Origin of the sequence: Pseudomonas viridiflava (assembly GCF_003702045.1) — a bacterium.
Classification (GTDB): domain Bacteria; phylum Pseudomonadota; class Gammaproteobacteria; order Pseudomonadales; family Pseudomonadaceae; genus Aquipseudomonas; species Aquipseudomonas viridiflava_C.
Window position 1 is genome coordinate 256,564 of sequence record NZ_RBTP01000069.1, and the last position, 18,709, is coordinate 275,272.

Annotated in this window: 16 protein-coding genes; 10 read left to right on the plus strand and 6 right to left on the minus strand. The window is 59.9% G+C overall.

Annotated features, from left to right (window positions below; all coding sequences use genetic code 11):
• Positions 1 to 184 precede the first annotated feature (184 nt).
• The gene (gene hemF, locus ALP40_RS21940) at positions 185 to 1,099 is read right to left on the minus strand and encodes an oxygen-dependent coproporphyrinogen oxidase (RefSeq protein WP_122210262.1); all 915 of its coding nucleotides are present in this window, start codon (positions 1,097 to 1,099) and stop codon (positions 185 to 187) included.
• Positions 1,100 to 1,269: 170 nt separating this feature from the next.
• On the opposite strand from hemF, the gene ALP40_RS21945 reads away from it, so the two are divergent.
• Positions 1,270 to 2,247: an NADPH:quinone reductase gene (locus tag ALP40_RS21945; protein WP_122210263.1), complete on the plus strand. Its 978-nt coding sequence runs from the start codon at positions 1,270 to 1,272 to the stop codon at positions 2,245 to 2,247.
• Positions 2,248 to 2,271: 24 nt separating this feature from the next.
• Here ALP40_RS21945 and ALP40_RS21950 read toward each other — a convergent pair whose 3' ends face one another.
• From ALP40_RS21950 to ALP40_RS21960, 3 genes are all read right to left on the minus strand, one after another.
• Positions 2,272 to 2,829 (minus strand): L-threonylcarbamoyladenylate synthase, encoded by a 558-nt coding sequence (locus tag ALP40_RS21950; RefSeq protein ID WP_004882479.1) that lies wholly within the window; start codon positions 2,827 to 2,829, stop codon positions 2,272 to 2,274.
• 38 nt (positions 2,830 to 2,867) lie between these two features.
• Positions 2,868 to 3,980, minus strand: coding sequence for a DNA-processing protein DprA (gene dprA, locus ALP40_RS21955; RefSeq protein WP_122210264.1), 1,113 nt, complete (start codon positions 3,978 to 3,980; stop codon positions 2,868 to 2,870).
• A 123-nt stretch (positions 3,981 to 4,103) separates the two neighbouring features.
• Positions 4,104 to 5,129, minus strand: a complete 1,026-nt coding sequence (locus ALP40_RS21960) for a LysM peptidoglycan-binding domain-containing protein (RefSeq protein ID WP_122210265.1) — start codon at positions 5,127 to 5,129, stop codon at positions 4,104 to 4,106.
• A gap of 123 nt (positions 5,130 to 5,252) precedes the next feature.
• Here ALP40_RS21960 and def point away from each other — a divergent pair, with 123 nt between their 5' ends.
• From def to ALP40_RS21985, 5 genes are all read left to right on the plus strand, one after another.
• Entirely contained in the window at positions 5,253 to 5,759 is a 507-nt protein-coding gene (gene def / locus ALP40_RS21965; protein ID WP_004882476.1) for a peptide deformylase, read from the plus strand.
• A gap of 61 nt (positions 5,760 to 5,820) precedes the next feature.
• Complete coding sequence (gene fmt / locus ALP40_RS21970; protein WP_122210266.1) at positions 5,821 to 6,765, plus strand: methionyl-tRNA formyltransferase; 945 nt, start codon at positions 5,821 to 5,823, stop codon at positions 6,763 to 6,765.
• Complete coding sequence (gene rsmB, locus ALP40_RS21975; RefSeq protein WP_122210267.1) at positions 6,762 to 8,072, plus strand: 16S rRNA (cytosine(967)-C(5))-methyltransferase RsmB; 1,311 nt, start codon at positions 6,762 to 6,764, stop codon at positions 8,070 to 8,072. The genes fmt and rsmB overlap by 4 nt, the downstream gene beginning before the upstream one ends.
• A 46-nt stretch (positions 8,073 to 8,118) precedes the next feature.
• On the plus strand, positions 8,119 to 9,492 hold the full coding sequence (trkA, locus tag ALP40_RS21980; RefSeq protein WP_122210268.1) for a Trk system potassium transporter TrkA: 1,374 nt from the start codon (positions 8,119 to 8,121) through the stop codon (positions 9,490 to 9,492).
• A gap of 224 nt (positions 9,493 to 9,716) precedes the next feature.
• Complete coding sequence (locus ALP40_RS21985; protein WP_122210269.1) at positions 9,717 to 12,071, plus strand: FdhF/YdeP family oxidoreductase; 2,355 nt, start codon at positions 9,717 to 9,719, stop codon at positions 12,069 to 12,071.
• Between the two features lie 300 nt (positions 12,072 to 12,371).
• On the opposite strand, the gene ALP40_RS21995 is transcribed toward ALP40_RS21985, so the two are convergent.
• Both ALP40_RS21995 and ALP40_RS22000 read right to left on the minus strand, forming a co-directional pair.
• On the minus strand, positions 12,372 to 13,259 hold the full coding sequence (locus ALP40_RS21995) for a lysophospholipid acyltransferase (RefSeq protein ID WP_122210271.1): 888 nt from the start codon (positions 13,257 to 13,259) through the stop codon (positions 12,372 to 12,374).
• Between the two features lie 37 nt (positions 13,260 to 13,296).
• Positions 13,297 to 13,848, minus strand: a complete 552-nt coding sequence (locus ALP40_RS22000) for a DNA-3-methyladenine glycosylase I (RefSeq protein WP_122210272.1) — start codon at positions 13,846 to 13,848, stop codon at positions 13,297 to 13,299.
• 79 nt (positions 13,849 to 13,927) lie between these two features.
• Between ALP40_RS22000 and glyQ the strand changes: the two genes are divergently transcribed.
• Genes glyQ through ALP40_RS22020 form a run of 4 tightly spaced genes read left to right on the plus strand, consistent with a single transcriptional unit; the run spans position 13,928 to position 18,319 of the window.
• Entirely contained in the window at positions 13,928 to 14,875 is a 948-nt protein-coding gene (gene glyQ / locus ALP40_RS22005) for a glycine--tRNA ligase subunit alpha (RefSeq protein ID WP_004882469.1), read from the plus strand.
• Entirely contained in the window at positions 14,872 to 16,926 is a 2,055-nt protein-coding gene (gene glyS / locus ALP40_RS22010; protein WP_122210273.1) for a glycine--tRNA ligase subunit beta, read from the plus strand. Before glyQ ends, glyS begins: the two co-directional genes overlap by 4 nt.
• A gap of 10 nt (positions 16,927 to 16,936) precedes the next feature.
• Complete coding sequence (gmhB, locus tag ALP40_RS22015; RefSeq protein WP_181115328.1) at positions 16,937 to 17,494, plus strand: D-glycero-beta-D-manno-heptose 1,7-bisphosphate 7-phosphatase; 558 nt, start codon at positions 16,937 to 16,939, stop codon at positions 17,492 to 17,494.
• 54 nt (positions 17,495 to 17,548) lie between these two features.
• Positions 17,549 to 18,319, plus strand: coding sequence for a 1-acyl-sn-glycerol-3-phosphate acyltransferase (locus ALP40_RS22020; protein ID WP_122210274.1), 771 nt, complete (start codon positions 17,549 to 17,551; stop codon positions 18,317 to 18,319).
• The last annotated feature ends 390 nt before the right edge of the window (positions 18,320 to 18,709 follow it).

Genomic DNA, 18,709 nt, shown 5'->3' on the forward strand with positions numbered 1-18,709 from the left:
GTTGATGTATGGCTGCGCGAGCGGCGCGCGATGGTGCAAACGACGTTAAGCCCGCTGAAAAAACGCTATCTCACGTGGGAGGCCTCACCACGTCTTCGACGTAACGCCGTCGTGCGGCACACTTCGGCCATCGTGGGAGCGGACTTGTCCGCGAATGCGGCACTTCAGCCAATGCACCGATCAATCACGCCTCAGCCAGCCAGTCCCGATCGGTCAGAAAGTATTCGGTCAGGCGAGCCTCTTCGCTGCCCGGCGCGGCTTTCCAGTCGTAGCCCCAGCGCACTTGCGGCGGTAGCGACATCAGGATCGATTCAGTACGGCCACCCGACTGCAAGCCAAACAGCGTACCGCGGTCATACACCAGGTTGAATTCCACATAGCGCCCACGGCGGAATTCCTGAAATTCACGCTGCTGCACGGTGTAGGCATTGGCTTTGCGGCGACGCACGATGGGCAGGTAAGCGTTGATGAACGCGTCGCCAATCGCCCGGATAAAGGCAAAGCTGGTGTCGAAGTCCCACTGGTTCACATCGTCAAAGAACAGGCCGCCAATCCCGCGAGGCTCGTCGCGATGCTTGAGGTGGAAGTAACTGTCGCACCAGGCCTTATAGCGCGGGTAGACGTCCTCGCCAAACGGCGCACAGGCCCGCTCGGCGACACGGTGCCAATGCACGCAGTCTTCCTCAACGCCATAGTAGGGCGTCAGGTCGAAACCGCCGCCGAACCACCAGACTGCCTCTTCGCCTTCTTTCTCGGCGATGAAAAACCGCACATTGGCGTGGGACGTCGGCACATGCGGGTTGTGCGGATGAATGACCAGTGACACGCCCAACGCCTCGAAACCACGCCCGGCCAGTTCCGGACGATGTGCGCTCGCCGAAGGCGGCAGGTTGCTGCCGAAGACGTGGGAGAAATTCACGCCGCCTTTCTCGATGACCGCGCCATTCTCGATCACACGCGTACGACCACCGCCGCCCGCCGGACGGGTCCAGGCGTCTTCGACGAAGTGCGCGTTGCCATCTTCCTGCTCAAGCGCGGTACAGATGCGATCCTGCAGGTCGAGCAGGTAAGCCTTCACGGCCTCGGTACGGGTACTCATGGCGATCCCTTACGGCTGACTTCAAACGGCTGAGCCCGCGCCAGGCAAGCGGCGCAGACAAATTGGCGCGTAGCATACCATTGGCAAGCGGGCGTGGCAGTTGACGAGGGTCGGGGGAAGGAGTTGGATAGACCCTTTCGCAATCTGCTTAATCATCATGGAGAGAACACATGGCAAAGCGTATCCAGTTCAAGGCTGTCGGAGGACCCGAAGTACTTGAATACGTCGACTTCGAGCCCGAAGCGCTCGGCTCGCAAGAGGTGCTTGTGCGCAACAAGGCCATCGGCCTGAATTTTATCGACACCTATTTCCGCAGCGGTCTGTACCCGGCACCCGAGTCGCCCTCCGGTCTGGGTACCGAAGGCGCGGGCGTGGTCGAGGCGGTAGGGGATGAAGTGACGCGTTTTGCCGTGGGTGATCGGGTTGCCTACGCCACAGGCCCGCTGGGCAGTTACAGCGATGTGCATGCCTTGCCAGAGGGAAATCTGGTGAAGCTGTCAGACTCGGTCAGCTTCGAGCAGGCGGCCGCCGTGATGCTCAAGGGGCTGACTGTTCAGTACCTGCTGCGCCAGACCTATCAGGTCAAACCGGGCGAAATCATTCTGTTCCATGCAGCCGCAGGCGGCGTAGGTTCGCTGGCATGCCAGTGGGCCAAGGCATTGGGCGCAAAACTGATCGGCACCGTCAGCACGCCCGAGAAAGCCGCTCACGCCAAGGCCCTGGGTGCTTGGGAAACCATCGATTACAGCCATGAAAACGTTGCCGAGCGCGTGCTTGAGCTGACCGAAGGCAAGAAGTGCCCGGTGGTCTACGACGGTGTAGGCAAGGATACCTGGCTGACCTCGCTGGATTGCGTGGCCCCCCGCGGCTTGATGGTGAGCTTCGGCAATGCGTCAGGCCCTGTCTCTGGCGTGAACCTGGGCATCCTGTCGCAAAAGGGCTCGCTTTACGTGACCCGCCCGACACTGGGCACTTACGCCAACAATGCGCAAAGCCTGCAGACAATGGCGGACGAATTGTTCGATATGCTCGCCAGCGGCAAACTGAAGGTCGGCGAGATCAAGCAGTACGCGCTCGCCGATGCGGCCCATGCGCACATCGAGCTGTCGGACCGTCGCACCATGGGATCAACGATTCTGATCCCGTAATGTGCGCTGTCGTTCTCGCCGGGATCAGCCGGCGCGAACGACCTGCGCTGTCGCGATATCGCGAATCACGCTGGGGTTTCGGCGGCCGCCCAGGCTGCCGCCAAGCACCAGATCGATCTGGCCCCGGAAATACTGCTCGACCCGAAGCCTCGACTTGGCAGCAGGACGCCCCGCAGGGTTGGCAGACGTCGAGATCAACGGGCCGACCAAGGCGCACAGCTCACGGACTGTCGGATGATCGGTAACGCGCAAGGCAACGGTCTCGTGGATACCGGTGATCCACTCCGGCAACAGGTTCTGATGCGGCACCAGCCAGGTATTGGGACCGGGCCAGGTACTGGCCATGCGGTCCAGCCACAGCTCGGGAAAGTCCTCGAACAGAAAGTCGAACTGGCGAATGTTGTCGGCGATCAGAATCAGGCCTTTTTCCACAGGCCGCGACTTGATTGCCAGCAGGCGATAGACCGCCTCTTCATCCCACGGGTCGCACCCCAGCCCCCAGACGGCTTCGGTCGGGTAGGCGATGACCGCTCCGGCTCGAATATCACGAGCGGCTTGTTGCACACGCCAACTGCTGACCATTGTTATCTCTCCACAAAATCCTGGCAGGCAGTTTAACCTCAGGGCGCTCTGGCGAACCATCGTCCCGCTTCACTGCTTATCCGCCCGTCGAGCTCAAGCTCGGTGAGGGCTGCCAGCACCTTGGGCAGAGGCCAGCCGCTGGAAACCGCCAGGCCCTCGCTGGTGTGAGGGGCGGCATGCAGCAGGGCGAGCAACGGATGACCGCAGGCTGGGGCAGCGTCGGGTGCGGGCGTATCGGGTACGGTCATGTGCCAGTGCTGCAAGCCTTCCAGGATGTGATCGACCGTTTCCACCAGCGTGGCGCCGTCGCGGATCAGTTGATGGCAACCCTTGGCAGCCGGGTGATGGATCGAACCGGGTATCGCATACACCTCACGCCCATGTTCGGCCGCCAGCCGTGCGGTAATCAGAGAACCACTGGCAACGCTGGCCTCCACGACCAGCACACCCAGCGACAAACCGCTGATGATTCGATTGCGTCTGGGGAAGTTGCCGGGCTGCGGTCCGGCATCGAGGGGGAACTCGGAAATCACCGCGCCGCCCTGGGCAGCCATCTGCGCTGCCAGTGTCCGATGCTGCTGTGGATAAAGTTTTTGAAGTCCCGTACCCAAGACGCCGATTGTAAGGCCTCCGACATCCAGTGCGCCCTGATGTGCAGCGCCGTCAATACCGCGTGCCAGACCGCTGGTGATCACAAAACCGGCACCGGCCAGGCTTCTGGCAAAGGCCGTCGCAGTGTCAAGTCCAGGCCTGGATGCGCGGCGGCTGCCGACCATTCCAAGTTGAGGGCGCTCGAGAATCGAGGGGTCACCTGCAATGAACAACAGTGGCGGCGGATCGGCAATCTGCGCCAGCAGAGCAGGGTAGCCAGGGTCGTCCCACATCAGTAAATGCTGGCCCGGACGCTCTAACCAGGCCAATGCAGCGCTAGCCCCGTCACGTACCGAAGGGTCGCGGCGAGCTTCGGCGCTGGCCGCCGGAAGCCCCAACGCCCGCCAGGCACTGGCCGGTGCTGTGAGTGCAGCTGAAGCGCAGCCAAAGGCATCAATCAGTCGGGAGAAGCGTTTCAGCCCGACCTCTGGCAAGCGATGCAAGCGAAGACGGGCTTCCAGTTCCGAAGGCGACGGAACGGTTTTTTCGAACAGCGGCATGCGATCGTCCTTGATCAATTATGCACCTGAGGTGGTGCACAAACCTGTGGATAACTCTGTTGACAACAATTTGATAAGTGAGCGCCCCTCCGTGAAAATCCGTATCAAAACTGCAACATGGCGCTATGGGTTACGGACCTTGTCCATAATGGCCAAAGATCGGTTGGCGTGCAGGACCAAGGCGTAACTAAGCTTGTCGTAGGTGCGAAAAACCATCAGCAAACCCGAACGCTCATCCGGGATCTTCACCTGCTCGCCCGTCACGCGGTCGCGCACGGTCTCACCCGTTTTGTAGATCGCCAGCACATTGCCCTCGGTCAACCCGTCGCGCAGCCCTTTGTTAAGCGTAACCACGTCCATGACACCGACCTGGGTCACGCCGCGGGGTACATCCAGAATCAGCCCTTCGACAGGCTTTTGCGGAGCGCTGGGCATGAAGGTCGAATTGATCGGCCGTTCTTCACTGGCAAACAGACGGTCGCCCAACCGGACTTCCTGAGTCGAACGCTGCAGCGTCAGTGTCGAGACATCGCCTTCGGTGGCGACGACTTCACCGCCCCCGATGTCGTCAGCATTGATGCCCAGCACTTCCTGGGTATCCGGATCGGTGTAGATCTTGCCCTGCCGGAAAATGCCGTAAACCGAATGGGCCGGGTCCAGTGAACCCCGCACATACACTCGGTCGCCGCTGCCGCTCAGAACGCGCTCGGCGTTACCCGCGATGATGTAGGGCGCCTGCTGGAACTGCTCGGCGTCGTCGATAATACGGTTGCTGATCAGAAAGGCATTGATCGCGCCCAGCGGAATGCTCGGAATGGCCTCGACCATCGGCGTGCTGCGCACACGCGGCGACAATTTGATCGTGCCGCGCGACTCGCCCCGGTTGAGCGTCACGCGTGGCTGACCATCGACATACGAGAGCGAAAGCGTATCGCCCGGGTAGATCAGATCGGGATCATGCACCTGCGGATTGGCGCGCCAGATCTCGCGCCATTTCCACGGTTCACGCAAAAACTTGCCGGAAATATCCCAGAGGGTGTCACCTGTCGCGACGGTGTAACTCTGCGGATGGCCTTCCCTGAGCTGCACTTGCGCCTGGACAAGACCGCTGGCGGTCAACAGCAGCAAGGCGAGTAGTGATTTCCTCATGCGGTGAATCCCTTTATCATGTTGCCTCGCGTGAACAATAGAGTCCCATCATGGGCTGCCCGCTTTGACGTCCAAGCCCGCAGCCGACATTGACTTTACCTTAACAGTGCAGCTCTTACGTATATGGCTATTTTAAACATCCTCGAATTTCCCGATTCGCGCCTGCGCACCATCGCCAAACCTGTGGCGATAGTAGACGACGGCATTCGCCAGTTGGTCGACGACATGTTTGAAACCATGTACGAAGCGCCTGGCATCGGGCTGGCAGCGACCCAGGTCAACGTCCACAAACGTGTGGTCGTCATGGACCTGAGCGAAGATCGCAGCGAGCCGCGCGTGTTCATCAACCCTGAAATAGAAATGCTGACCGATGAAATGGATCAGTATCAGGAAGGCTGCCTGTCGGTGCCCGGCTTCTACGAGAACGTCGATCGTCCGCAAAAAGTTCGCGTCAAGGCCCTGGGCCGTGATGGTGAGCCTTACGAGCTGGTGGCTGAAGGCCTATTGGCGATCTGCATTCAGCACGAATGCGATCACCTGAACGGCAAGCTGTTCGTCGACTACCTCTCCAACCTCAAGCGTGACCGGATCAAGAAGAAGCTGGAAAAGCAGCACAAGCTCAACGCCTGATCCGTCATCACCCCCAAAAGGCCTGTCGAAGGCCTTTTTCTTTTTTCAGAACGAGAAGTCCATGACTGAGCCACTGCGCATCGTCTTCGCCGGCACTCCGGAATTCGCCGCCGAACACCTCAAGGCCCTGCTCGACAGCCCTCATCAAGTCGTTGCGGTCTACACCCAGCCTGATCGCCCGGCCGGCCGTGGACAAAAACTGATGCCCAGCCCGGTCAAGCAGTTGGCGCTCGAGCACAATGTGCCGGTCATGCAGCCCCCCACCTTGCGCGCCCCCGAAGCACAGGCAGAACTGGCCGCTCTCAAGCCGGACCTGATGGTGGTGGTCGCCTACGGCCTGATCCTGCCGCAGGTGGTGCTGGATATCCCGCGCCTGGGTTGTATCAACAGCCATGCCTCGCTGCTGCCGCGCTGGCGCGGTGCTGCGCCCATTCAGCGCGCCGTTCAGGCGGGTGACGCCGAAAGTGGCGTGACGGTGATGCGCATGGAGGCTGGCCTCGACACTGGCCCCATGCTGCTCAAGGCCGTGACGCCGATTACGGCGCAGGACACCGGTGGCACGCTGCACGACCGCTTGGCTGAACTCGGCCCGCCCGCAGTGCTGCAGGCCATTGACGGTCTGGCCGACGGTTCGCTGATCGGTGAGGTACAGAATGACAGCCTGGCCAACTACGCTCACAAACTGAACAAAGACGAAGCGCGCATCGACTGGACCCGTCCGGCCGATGAGCTGGAGCGTCTGGTGAGGGCGTTCAACCCATGGCCGGTCTGCCACAGCACGTTGAACGCAGAAGCGCTCAAGGTCCTGGCGGCAGAGCTCGCCGAAGGGCAGGGCGCGCCGGGCACCATTCTCGGCGCCAGCAAGGACGGTCTTATCGTTGCCTGCGGCCAGAACGCCCTGCGCCTGACCCGCCTGCAACTGCCGGGAGGCAAACCCTTGAGCTTCACCGATCTGTTTAACAGCCGCCGCGAGAAGTTCGCGGTCGGCACGGTACTGGGTCAATGAACCCGCGTCTGGCTGCCGCGAAGGCGCTGGCTGCTGTCCTCAGCGGCAAGGCGTCGCTGAACAGCTCGCTGCCCACCCAACTGGACAAAGTCGAGCTGCGTGATCGCGGTCTGACTCAGGACCTGGCGTTCGGCACCGCACGCTGGCAGCCACGCTTGTCGGCTCTCGCGGCCAAATTGCTGCAAAAGCCGTTCAAGGCCGCGGACGCTGATGTCGAAGCCTTGCTGCTGGTCGGTCTGTATCAACTGTTCTACAGCCGCATGCCTGCCCATGCCGCGATTGGCGAAACCGTGGGTTGCGCCGACAAGCTTAAAAAACCGTGGGCCAAGGGCTTGCTCAATGCTGTGCTGCGCAATGCACAGCGCGAAGGCGAAGCACTGCTGATTGAACTGGAACACGACCCGGTGGTACGAACGGCCCACCCACGCTGGCTCCAGAAAGCCCTGAAAGCTGCGTGGCCTGAGCAGTGGGAAGCGATCTGCGCCGCCAACAACGCGCATCCGCCGATGATCCTGCGGGTCAATCGTCGCCACCACAGCCGCGACCAATACCTTGAGCTGTTGAAAACAGCGGGCCTTGAAGCCAGCGCCTGCACGTACAGCCAGGACGGCATCGTGCTGGCCGAGCCGTGCGATGTGCGTTCACTGCCAGGTTTTGCCGAAGGCTGGATCAGCGTTCAGGACGAAGCCGCGCAACTGGCTGCGGACCTGCTGGAACTGGCGCCCGACCAACGCGTGCTGGACGCCTGCTGTGCGCCGGGTGGCAAGACATGCCATCTGCTGGAAGTACAGCCGCACTTGAGCGGCGTGGTCGCAGTGGACCTGGAGGCCAAGCGTCTGGTGCGCGTTCGCGAGAACCTTGACCGTCTGGGTCTGGATGCCGAACTGATCGCTGCCGATGCGCGAGAAACCGCGCAATGGTGGGACGGTAAGCCTTTCCAGCGCATCCTGCTCGACGCCCCGTGTTCGGCTACCGGTGTGATTCGTCGCCATCCGGACATCAAGTTGACGCGTCAGCCGGACGACATCATCGCTCTGGCAATGCTGCAAGGTGAACTGCTCGATGCGTTGTGGCCTACGCTGGACGTGGGCGGCATGCTGATCTACGCGACCTGCTCGACACTGCCGACGGAAAATACCGACGTGATCGAAGCCTTTCTGGCCCGTACTTCAGGGGCGAGAGAGCTGGACATCGCCAGTGAAGCAGGTATCAAGCAGCCGCATGGTCGTCAGTTGCTGGCTCAGCAGGGCGGTCACGATGGTTTTTACTACGCCAAACTGATCAAGATCGCAGCAGCACGGGTTTGAAGATGCCTAAGGCATCACTCACCACCCATTTCCACGGAGTGAACGGTTGAAAATCATCATCCTGGGTGCAGGTCAGGTCGGCGGTACGCTGGCCGAGCATTTGGCAGGCGAAGCCAACGACATCACTGTGGTCGACACCGACGGTGACCGATTGCGCAACCTGGGCGACCGGCTGGACATTCGCACCGTGCAGGGCAAAGGCTCGTATCCGGCCGTATTGCGTCAGGCCGGTGCCGACGACGCCGACATGCTGGTCGCCGTGACCAGCAGCGATGAAGCCAACATGATCGCCTGTCAGGTCGCGTACACGCTGTTCCACACGCCGACCAAGATCGCACGGGTGCGTGAAGCGGCTTACCTGACGCGCTCGGAGCTGTTCGACAACAGCGCCATCCCGGTGGACGTGCTGATCAGCCCGGAACAGGTTGTCACCAATTACATCAAGCGCCTGATCGAGTACCCCGGCGCTCTGCAAGTCATCGACTTTGCCGAAGGCAAGGCGCAACTGGTCGCCGTCAGGGCTTATTACGGCGGGCCTCTGGTCGGTCAGCAACTGCGCCAGCTCAAAGCGCACATGCCAAACGTCGAAACCCGCGTCGCCGCGATTTTCCGTCGTGACCGCCCCATCCTGCCTCAGGGCGATACCGTGATCGAAGCCGACGATGAAGTGTTCTTCGTTGCCGCCAAGGCCGATATTCGTGCCGTGATGGGCGAGATGCGCCGGCTGGACGAAAGCTACAAGCGCATCGTGATTGCCGGTGGCGGCAACATCGGCGAGCGGCTGGCAGAAGCCATCGAAAGCCGCTATCAGGTCAAGATCATCGAGATGAACCCGGCACGCTGCCGTTACCTCTCGGAGAACCTGAACAACACCGTCGTGCTGCAGGGCAGTTCATCGGATCGCGACCTGCTGATCGAAGAGAACATCGGCAACACCGACCTGTTCCTGGCCCTGACCAATGACGACGAAGCCAATATCATGTCGTCGCTGCTCGCCAAGCGGTTGGGCGCACGCAAGGTCATGACCCTGATCAACAACCCGGCGTATGTGGACCTGGTGCAGGGCGGCGAGATCGACGTGGCGGTCAGCCCGCAATTGGCAACCATCGGCACACTGCTCGCCCACGTACGACGCGGCGACATCGTCAGCGTCCACTCCCTGCGCCGTGGCGCGGCGGAAGCCATCGAGATCGTGGCCCACGGCGACTCGAAATCCAGCAAGGTCATCGGCCGCGCTATCAAGGACATCAACCTGCCGACCGGCACGACGATTGGCGCGATCATCCGCAACGAAGAAGTCCTCATCGCCCATGACATTACCGTGATCGAATCCGGCGATCAGGTGATCATGTTCCTTGTGGATAAGAAGTACATCCGCGACGTGGAGCGGTTGTTTCAGGTGGGGTTGAGTTTCTTCTGAAGCGCCGCCCGCGAGTTTTCCGGCAGCATTCCAGACGCGGCGTAAGCCAGACGAGGTTTCGTTTGCAAGCGCTTCGCGTCAGATTGACTGAACCTGCTCGCGCTTGAATCTGTCAGCCACGCTCGTCGATTTTAGCGAATTTCTCTCAGAGCCTGCGTATCACACGGTGACACGCAACAGCTCACCAGGCCTGATCCAGGCCATTTTCAGGGAGAACATTCGCAATGACCAAAGCCCTTCATTCCAAGGCTCCGCTGCAAGGTTCGCAGACAGGTGGTTCGCCCGCGGGCGGTTGGGGCGCCTTGAATGCGGTCACCAAGCATCTGTTGCATCAGCATGTGCTGATACGCGGCAATCGTGCGCTCATGTCGATGAACAAGCCCGATGGCTTCGACTGCCCTAGCTGCGCCTGGCCTGACCCGAAGAAACCGCACACGTTTGAATACTGCGAAAACGGCGCCAAGGCACTTGCCTGGGAGTCCACCAAAAAACGCGTCACGCCCGAGTTTTTCGCCAAACACACCGTCAGCGAGCTGGCGACATGGACTGATCACGACCTTGAGGACCAGGGCCGCATTACCGAACCGATGCGCTATGACGCTGCGACTGACAAATATCTGCCTGTCAGTTGGGAGCAGGCGTTTGCCGAGATTGGCGAGGAGCTTCGTCAGCTCAGCGATCCCTGGAAGCTGGAGCTTTACACCTCTGGCCGTACATCCAACGAAGCGGCCTTTCTCTACCAGTTATTCGGCCGACTGTATGGCATGGCCAATTTCCCCGACTGCTCGAACATGTGCCATGAGACGACAAGCGTGGCGCTACCGGAAGCGATAGGGGTCGGCAAAGGCACCACGTCGCTGGAAGATTTCGAGCACGCCGACGCCATATTCATCATCGGCCAGAACCCCGGGACCAACAGCCCGCGAATGATGTCCGAACTGCATGCCGCAGCGAAACGCGGCGCCAGCATCATTTCGTTCAATCCGTTGCGCGAAAAGGCGTTGGTCCGTTTCGCCTCGCCCCAGAACCCGCGTGACATGATCGGCGGCCAAGGCGTGAAAATCAGCTCTCAGTACCATCAGGTCAGAACCGGTGGCGACATGGTCGCCATGCAGGGCATTTGCAAAGTGGTGATCGAGGCTGATGATCTGGCTCGTCGTGAAAACCGTCCACGCATTCTCGATGTGGCGTTCATTCAGAAGCATACCCACGGGTTCGAGCGTTACGCCGACTACTGCAGAAAACTGCCCTGGAACATCATCGAACGTCATTCCGGCCTGAGCCGACAAGCCATCGAAGAGGTGGCAGCAGTCTACATGCGCTCGGAACGCGTTATCTGCTGTTGGGGCATGGGTGTGACCCAGCACAAGCGGGGCGGCGACGCGATGCAGCAGATCATCAACCTGCTGCTGTTGCGCGGCAACATCGGCAAGCTGGGTGCCGGAGCCTGCCCGATTCGCGGCCACTCCAATGTTCAGGGCGATCGCACGATGGGCATTTACGAAAAAGCCCATGAGCCGTTTCTCGCCAGCATGAGCAACGTGTTTGGTTTCGAGGCCTCCCGAAGAGGCGGTCACGACGTGGCGGAAGCTTGCGAAGCACTGTTACGCGGAGAAGTCGAAGCGTTCATTTCAATGGGTGGGAATTTCTTTCGCGCCATTCCTGACATCGACGTCATCTGCCCGACCGTCAGCCCTTTGAAGCTTACCGTGCTGGTCAATACCAAGCTCAATCGCAGCGCAACGGTACATGGTCAAAAAGCCTTTCTGTTGCCGTGTATCGCACGCTCGGAGCTGGATATGCAGAACGGCGTGGCACAAACCGTCACGGTCGAGGACTCGATGTCGATGGTGCATGGCTCGACCGGCGCGCTGGAACCTGCGTCAGAACACCTGATCTCGGAAATCGCGATCATTGCCGCAATCGCCAAGGCCACGCTGCCACCTAACCCCAACGTGGAGTGGGACAGCTATGTGGCCGACTACTCGCGTATTCGGGACAAGATTGAGCAAGTGCTGCCCGAGCAGTTTTACGATTTCAACCAGCGTATCCGCGAACCAGGCGGATTCCGGCTGCCCAATGCTGCCAGAGAGCGCAAATGGGACACCGAGACGGGCAAAGCCAATTTCCTCTTTCCGGAAGGCGTGTATGACGAAGACGATACGCCGCCGGATGCCGAACACCTGCAGTTGATGACGATCCGCAGTCACGACCAGTTCAATACCACAGTGTATTCGGATGATGACCGCTACCGGGACATTTATGGTGACCGTATGGTGGTGTTGCTCAACCCTGACGACATAGAGCGGTTGGGGCTCAAGGCAGGCGATTATGTTGAGCTTCATACGGCAATGGACCCTCTGACGACGCGTCGTGCGGTCGGCTTCAAAGTGATCGCATTTGACGTACCGAAGGGGTGCTGCGCAGCCTATTACCCGGAAACCAACGGCTTGCTGCCACTGGCCAATCGGGACAGTCGCAGCAATACGCCAGCGGCCAAATCAATACCCGTGAATCTGATCCGCATGAACCCGCAGGCGGCACTGGAGCAACGGGGTTTGATCGCGACAGCGGGTTAGCCGTGGATGGCTCGACTGTGGGAGGCTTCACCACGTCTTCAACGTAGCGCTGTCGCGCAGCAAACATCGGACGTCGTGGGAGCGGACTTGTCCGCGAATGCAGTATTTCAACCACTGCATATGCGTCGGATGTACCAGCCTATTCGCGGACAAACGGAACGCCGCCCGGTCCGCTCCCACAAAAACCCGTTTCTTCAATGGTCTACAGGTTGTTTGATAAGAGGCGGCTGATCATGCCCACGCTCCAGCGTGGTAACGCCGCCCACGCGCAGCGATGGGCACGATCAGTATCGAGGCAGTTCAATACCAGCGCTTCTCACCCTCAGGCCGCTTCTTGAAGCGCTTCATGGTCCACATGTACTGGCTCGGGTAAGCGCGTACGTACTTCTCGACCACTTTGCTCATCGCCGCTGCCGACGTTTCGGTGTCGGTGCTGTACATCGCTTCGGGGGCAGCTTCCAGCACGACTTTGTAGCCTGAACCATCCGGCAGGCGCATGGCATGGAGGAAGACGCCGACGGCCTTGCCACCCGCCAGCATGTTCGGCACGAACTTGCTGGTCAGGGCCACGGTGCCGCAGAAGGGCACGAAGATACCGGCTGACTCTGCCGGCTCCGGATCTGCGGGAATGCCCACCGAACCCCCTTTACGAACTTCCTTGATAACGCTGAGGATTCCTTCCTTGGTGGACGCTGCTACACGGTTGCCCAGTTGCACCCGCTGTTTGCGCAACAGGTCATCCACAGCCTTCAGCTTGGGCGGACGGTAAAAAATGATCGGTTTGCACTGGCTACAATAGAAGTGGTTGAGCACTTCCCAGTTGCCCAGGTGGCTGGTGATACCGACCACGCCCTTGCCCGATGCCAGCGCGTCCTTCAACACGTCGAGGCCTTCAACTTCGCGCACTAGATTGATTGATTTCTGTGCAGGCCAGATCCACGCACAAGCGCTTTCTGTCAGCGTCTTGCCAATGTCCATAAGGCTTTTGCCCACGAGTTTTTCAAGCTCAGGTTCGCTCAGCTCGGGGAAGCACTTGGACAGGTTGATCCGCGCCACTTCACGCGAACGGTTGGGCAGTTTCCACATCAGCCAGCCGATGGCGGTGCCGGCCCACTGCACGGCCCGCCAGGGCAGAAGGGCAAACAGGCGTAGCGCACCGACCATCATGGCGCCTTTGAACTTTTCCACAGATCACTCCCGGATTCTTGAGGCAGGCATTGTACCGTCAGCGGCTCAGGATCGCGTATCGATCACAATCAATGGTGTGATCCATGACCATCCCGCTGGCCTGCATGTAGGCATAACAGATGGTCGGACCGACGAAGGTGAAACCGGCTTTCTTCAGCGCTTTGCTCATGGCCTGGGCTTCGGCGGTGATCGCGGGAACTTCGCTACGGTCCTTGAAATGGTTGATTTTCGGCTGGCCGCCGACAAACGACCAGACCAGACCGACCGGGTCTTCCAGCGCCAGCCAGGCCTTGGCATTGGTGCGCACGGCCTTGAGCTTGAGGCGATTGCGGATGATGGTCGGATCGAGCATCAATGCGTCGATTTCCGCGTCGGTCAATTGGGCCAGGCGCTCGGCGTCGAACCCGAACAATACCTCGCGATAACGGGCGCGTCGTTTAAGAATCGTGATCCATGAAAGGCCCGCCTGGAACCCTTCGAGCAAAAGCAACTCGAAGAGCTTCTGCGCATCGCGCAGCGGCACGCCCCACTCTTGATCGTGATAGGCGATGTAAAGGGGGTCTTCGTTGCACCAAAAGCAGCGTGTCATAGGGCTCCCAAGGGTGGACGTGCAGCCGAATCGGGTATACTCCCGCTCTTTGAATCGCAGCCCAGCACAGGTGAAATTTGTGAGCCAGCCTACGCCAGCCGTGCGTACCTTCCAAGACTTGATCCTCGCCCTCCAGCAATACTGGGCAGAACAAGGTTGCGTGGTACTTCAGCCCTACGATATGGAAGTAGGCGCCGGCACCTTCCACACCGCCACGTTTCTGCGCGCCGTAGGCCCCGAGACCTGGAACGCCGCCTACGTTCAACCCAGCCGTCGTCCTACTGACGGCCGCTATGGCGAGAACCCCAACCGCCTGCAGCACTACTATCAGTTTCAGGTGATCCTGAAGCCGAACCCGGACAACTTCCAGGAACTGTACCTGGGCTCGCTCAAGCACATCGGCCTCGATCCTCTAGTCCACGACGTACGCTTCGTCGAAGACAACTGGGAATCGCCGACGCTGGGCGCCTGGGGTCTGGGCTGGGAAATCTGGCTCAACGGCATGGAAGTGTCGCAGTTCACCTATTTCCAGCAAGTGGGCGGCCTGGAATGCTACCCGGTCACCGGCGAGATCACTTACGGTCTTGAGCGTCTGGCCATGTACCAGCAGGGCGTGGACTCGGTCTACGATCTGGTCTGGGCTGACGGTCCGTTCGGCAAAGTGACCTACGGAGATGTGTTCCATCAGAACGAGGTGGAGCAATCGACCTACAACTTCGAACACGCCAACGTCGACAAACTGTTCGAGCTGTTCGATTTCTACGAAAGCGAAGCTGCGCGCCTGATCGAGCTCGAGCTGCCATTGCCGGGTTACGAAATGGTCCTCAAGGCCTCGCACACGTTCAACCTGCTGGATGCCCGCCGCGCCATTTCCGTGACGGCGCGTCAGCAATACATCCTGCGTGTACGCACGCTGGCTCGCTCGGTAGCTCAAGCTTACCTGCAAGCCCGGGCCAAGCTCGGCTTCCCGATGGCGCCGCCCGATCTACGTGACGAAGTGTTGGCTAAGCTGGAGGCTGCACAATGAGTGCTCTGGATTTTCTGGTCGAACTGGGCACTGAAGAACTGCCACCCAAGACCCTGAGTTCACTGGCCGACGCGTTTCTGGCCGGTATCGAGAAAGGCCTGCAGAGCGCGGGGCTGACTTACAGCGCCAAACAGGTCTACGCCGCACCGCGTCGTCTGGCTGTACTGATCACCGAGCTGTCCACACAGCAGCCGGATCGCAGCGTCAATCTGGACGGCCCGCCGCGCCAGGCTGCGTTCGACGCTGACGGCAACCCCACGCAAGCAGCCTTGGGCTTTGCCAAGAAGTGCGGCGTTGATCTGAGCGAAATCGATCAGAGCGGCCCAAAACTGCGTTACAGCCAGAACATTGTCGGCAAACCGACCATTTCCCTGCTGCCGACCATTGTCGAAGACTCGCTGAACGACCTGCCGATCGCCAAGCGCATGCGCTGGGGTGCTCGCAAGGAAGAGTTCGTGCGTCCGACCCAGTGGCTGGTGATGCTGTTCGGCGATCAAGTGGTCGACTGCACGATCCTGGCTCAGACGTCGGGTCGTCATTCCCGTGGTCACCGTTTCCATCACCCGGAAGATGTGCGTATCTCCTCGCCTGCCGGTTACCTGAGCGACCTGCGTGCCGCCAACGTACTGGCTGACTTCAACGAGCGTCGCCAGATCATCAGCAAGCGCGTCGAAGAGCTGGCCACCCAACAGGAAGGCACCGCCATCGTGCCGCCAAGCCTGCTGGACGAAGTGACCGGGCTGGTCGAGTGGCCGGTGCCGCTGGTGTGCTCCTTCGAGGAGCGTTTCCTTGAAGTGCCTCAGGAAGCGCTGATCACCACCATGCAGGACAACCAGAAGTATTTCTGCCTGCTGGATGCCGACGGCAAGCTGCTGCCACGTTTCATCACGGTCGCTAACATCGAGAGCAAGGACCCGGCACAGATCATCGCCGGTAACGAGAAGGTGGTTCGTCCACGCCTGACCGACGCCGAGTTCTTCTTCAAGCAGGACAAGAAGCAGAAGCTGGAAACCTTCAACGAACGCCTGAAGAACGTCGTGTTCCAGGCTCAGTTGGGCAGCGTCTACGACAAGGCCGAACGTGTTTCGAAACTGGCCGCTTATATCGCGCCACGCATCGGCGGCGACGCCCAACGTGCAGCGCGCGCCGGTCTGCTGTCCAAGTGCGACCTGTCGACCGAGATGGTCGGCGAGTTTCCTGAAATGCAGGGCGTGGCGGGTTACTACTACGCCAAGGCTGACGGCGAAGCGGAAGACGTTGCGCTGGCGCTGAACGAACAGTACATGCCACGCGGCGCCGGTGCAGAGTTGCCGAGCACCCTTACCGGTGCGGCCGTTGCCATCGCTGACAAGCTCGACACGCTGGTGGGTATTTTCGGTATCGGCATGCTGCCTACCGGCAGCAAGGACCCCTATGCACTGCGTCGTGCAGCGCTGGGTATCCTGCGCATCCTGATCGAGAAGAAGCTGGACCTGGACCTGATCGACACTGTGAAATTCGCGGTCACTCAGTTCGGTGCCAAGGTCAAATCGGCAGGGCTGTCGGAACAGGTCCTGGAATTCATCTTCGACCGCCTGCGTGCGCGCTACGAAGACGAAGGCGTCGACGTGGCAGTGTACTTGTCGGTCCGTGCTCTGCAGCCAGGCTCGGCGCTGGACTTCGATCAGCGTGTGCAAGCGGTCCAGGCGTTTCGCAAGCTGCCACAAGCCGCTGCGCTCGCTGCCGTGAACAAGCGTGTATCGAACTTGCTGAGCAAGGCCGAAGGCAAAATTGCCCAGACTGTTGAGCCCAAGTACTTCGACAACGCCAACGAGTTTTCACTGTACTCGGCGATCCAGCAGGCCGATCACGCTGTGCAGCCAATGGCGGCGGAGCGTCAGTACAGCGAATCGCTGGCGCGTCTGGCCAGTCTGCGTGAGCCGGTCGATGCGTTCTTCGAAGCCGTGATGGTCAATGCCGAAGACGCCAACGTGCGTGCCAACCGCTATGCGTTGCTGGCTCGTCTACGTGGCCTGTTCCTGGGTGTTGCCGATATCTCGTTGCTGGGCTGACAAGGGGTCGATGTTGAAACTGCTGATACTGGATCGGGACGGGGTGATCAACCAGGACTCCGACGCTTATATAAAGTCGGTCGAGGAATGGATACCCATTCCCGGCTCGATCCAGGCGATCACAGCGCTGAGCAAAGCCGGCTGGACGGTGGCGGTTGCCACCAACCAGTCCGGCATTGCCAGAGGTTATTACGACCTGGCCACGCTGGACGCCATGCACGCGCGATTACGCGAGCTGGTGGCCGAGCAGGGTGGCGAGGTTGGTTTGATCGTCTATTGCCCGCATGGGCCAGACGAGGGCTGCAACTGCCGAAAGCCCCGGCCCGGCATGTTACAGACCATCGCCCGACATTACGCAGCGGACCTGAAGGGTCTATGGTTTGTGGGCGACAGCAAAGGTGACCTGCAGGCCGCTTTGGCCGTCGATTCTCAGCCTGTTCTGGTGAAAACCGGCAAAGGTCAGAAGACCCTGGCCGGTGACATACCGGCCGGCACCCTTGTTTTTGACGATCTAGCGGCGGTTGCCGCAGAACTTATCCACACTAGCGTTTCGCTGAACACCCACTAAGTTCGGCTTGAGGCGCTCAAGGAGCGGGCACTCGCCCGTACGGTAAACGTAACTATGTCGATCATGCAGGCAATCAGGACTTTCCTCTTCTACCTGTTGCTGGGCACCAGCTCGTTGCTATGGTGCACGTTGAGCTTTTTCATCGCGCCGTTCATGCCGTTCAAGGCTCGCTATCGATTCATCAACGTCTACTGGTGCCGATGCGCCATCTGGCTGACCCGTGTCTTCCTCAACATCAAGGTTGAAGTCAGCGGTGCCGACAACGTCCCGCAAACCCCTTGCGTGATCATCTCCAACCACCAGAGCACGTGGGAAACCTTCTTCCTGTCAGCCTACTTCGAACCGTTGAGCCAAGTGCTCAAGCGCGAGCTGCTCTACGTGCCATTCTTCGGCTGGGCAATGGCCATGCTGCGTCCCATCGCGATCGATCGCGACAACCCCAAGGCCGCGCTCAAGGAAATCGCCAAGAAGGGCGACGAGCTGCTCAAGGATGGCGTCTGGGTACTGATCTTCCCTGAAGGCACCCGCGTGCCGTATGGCCAGGTAGGCAAATTCTCCCGTGGCGGTACGGCGCTGGCAGTCAACGCAGACTTACCGGTGCTGCCGGTGGCGCACAACGCGGGCAAATACTGGCCGAAAGACGGCTGGGCGAAAAAGCCTGGGACCATTCAGGTCGTCATAGGCGCCCCCATGTATGCAGAGGGCACAGGCCCGCGCGCCATCGCTGCACTGAATGAGCGCGTCCAGACGTGGAACGAAGAAACTCAGCGTGCATTGGGTTCACCGGCTGCACCTGTATCGAGCGGCGAAAAAGTCCCGGCCTGATTTTGTGGATAACCTGTGTACGCTTTTTCGATAAATGATAAAAAACGCACGTAAGCTGTTGATTGGGATATTTATTTCTTAACGCCATTAACAAGCCGAAAACGTGCATAAGTTTTAGTGATACAAAAAAACCGACCTGTTTCAGGTCGGTTTTTTATTGCCATTGAAATGACGGTTTTCATGAAAACCGAAGGTCTTGAGGGTCTGCACACAACGACCGTCTTTCGCCTCGAATGGGGCCTGTGTACTATCGGTATCTGGCTGATGCTGCCTGCCGCTCGCTCCGCATGGAAGGTGAAAGCATTGCTTCTCCCTACTCAACTGCATCGTTAACGACCGGTCGAGCCTTGGCAATGCGAGCACCAACATGCTTCGACTCTGGGAGTAACG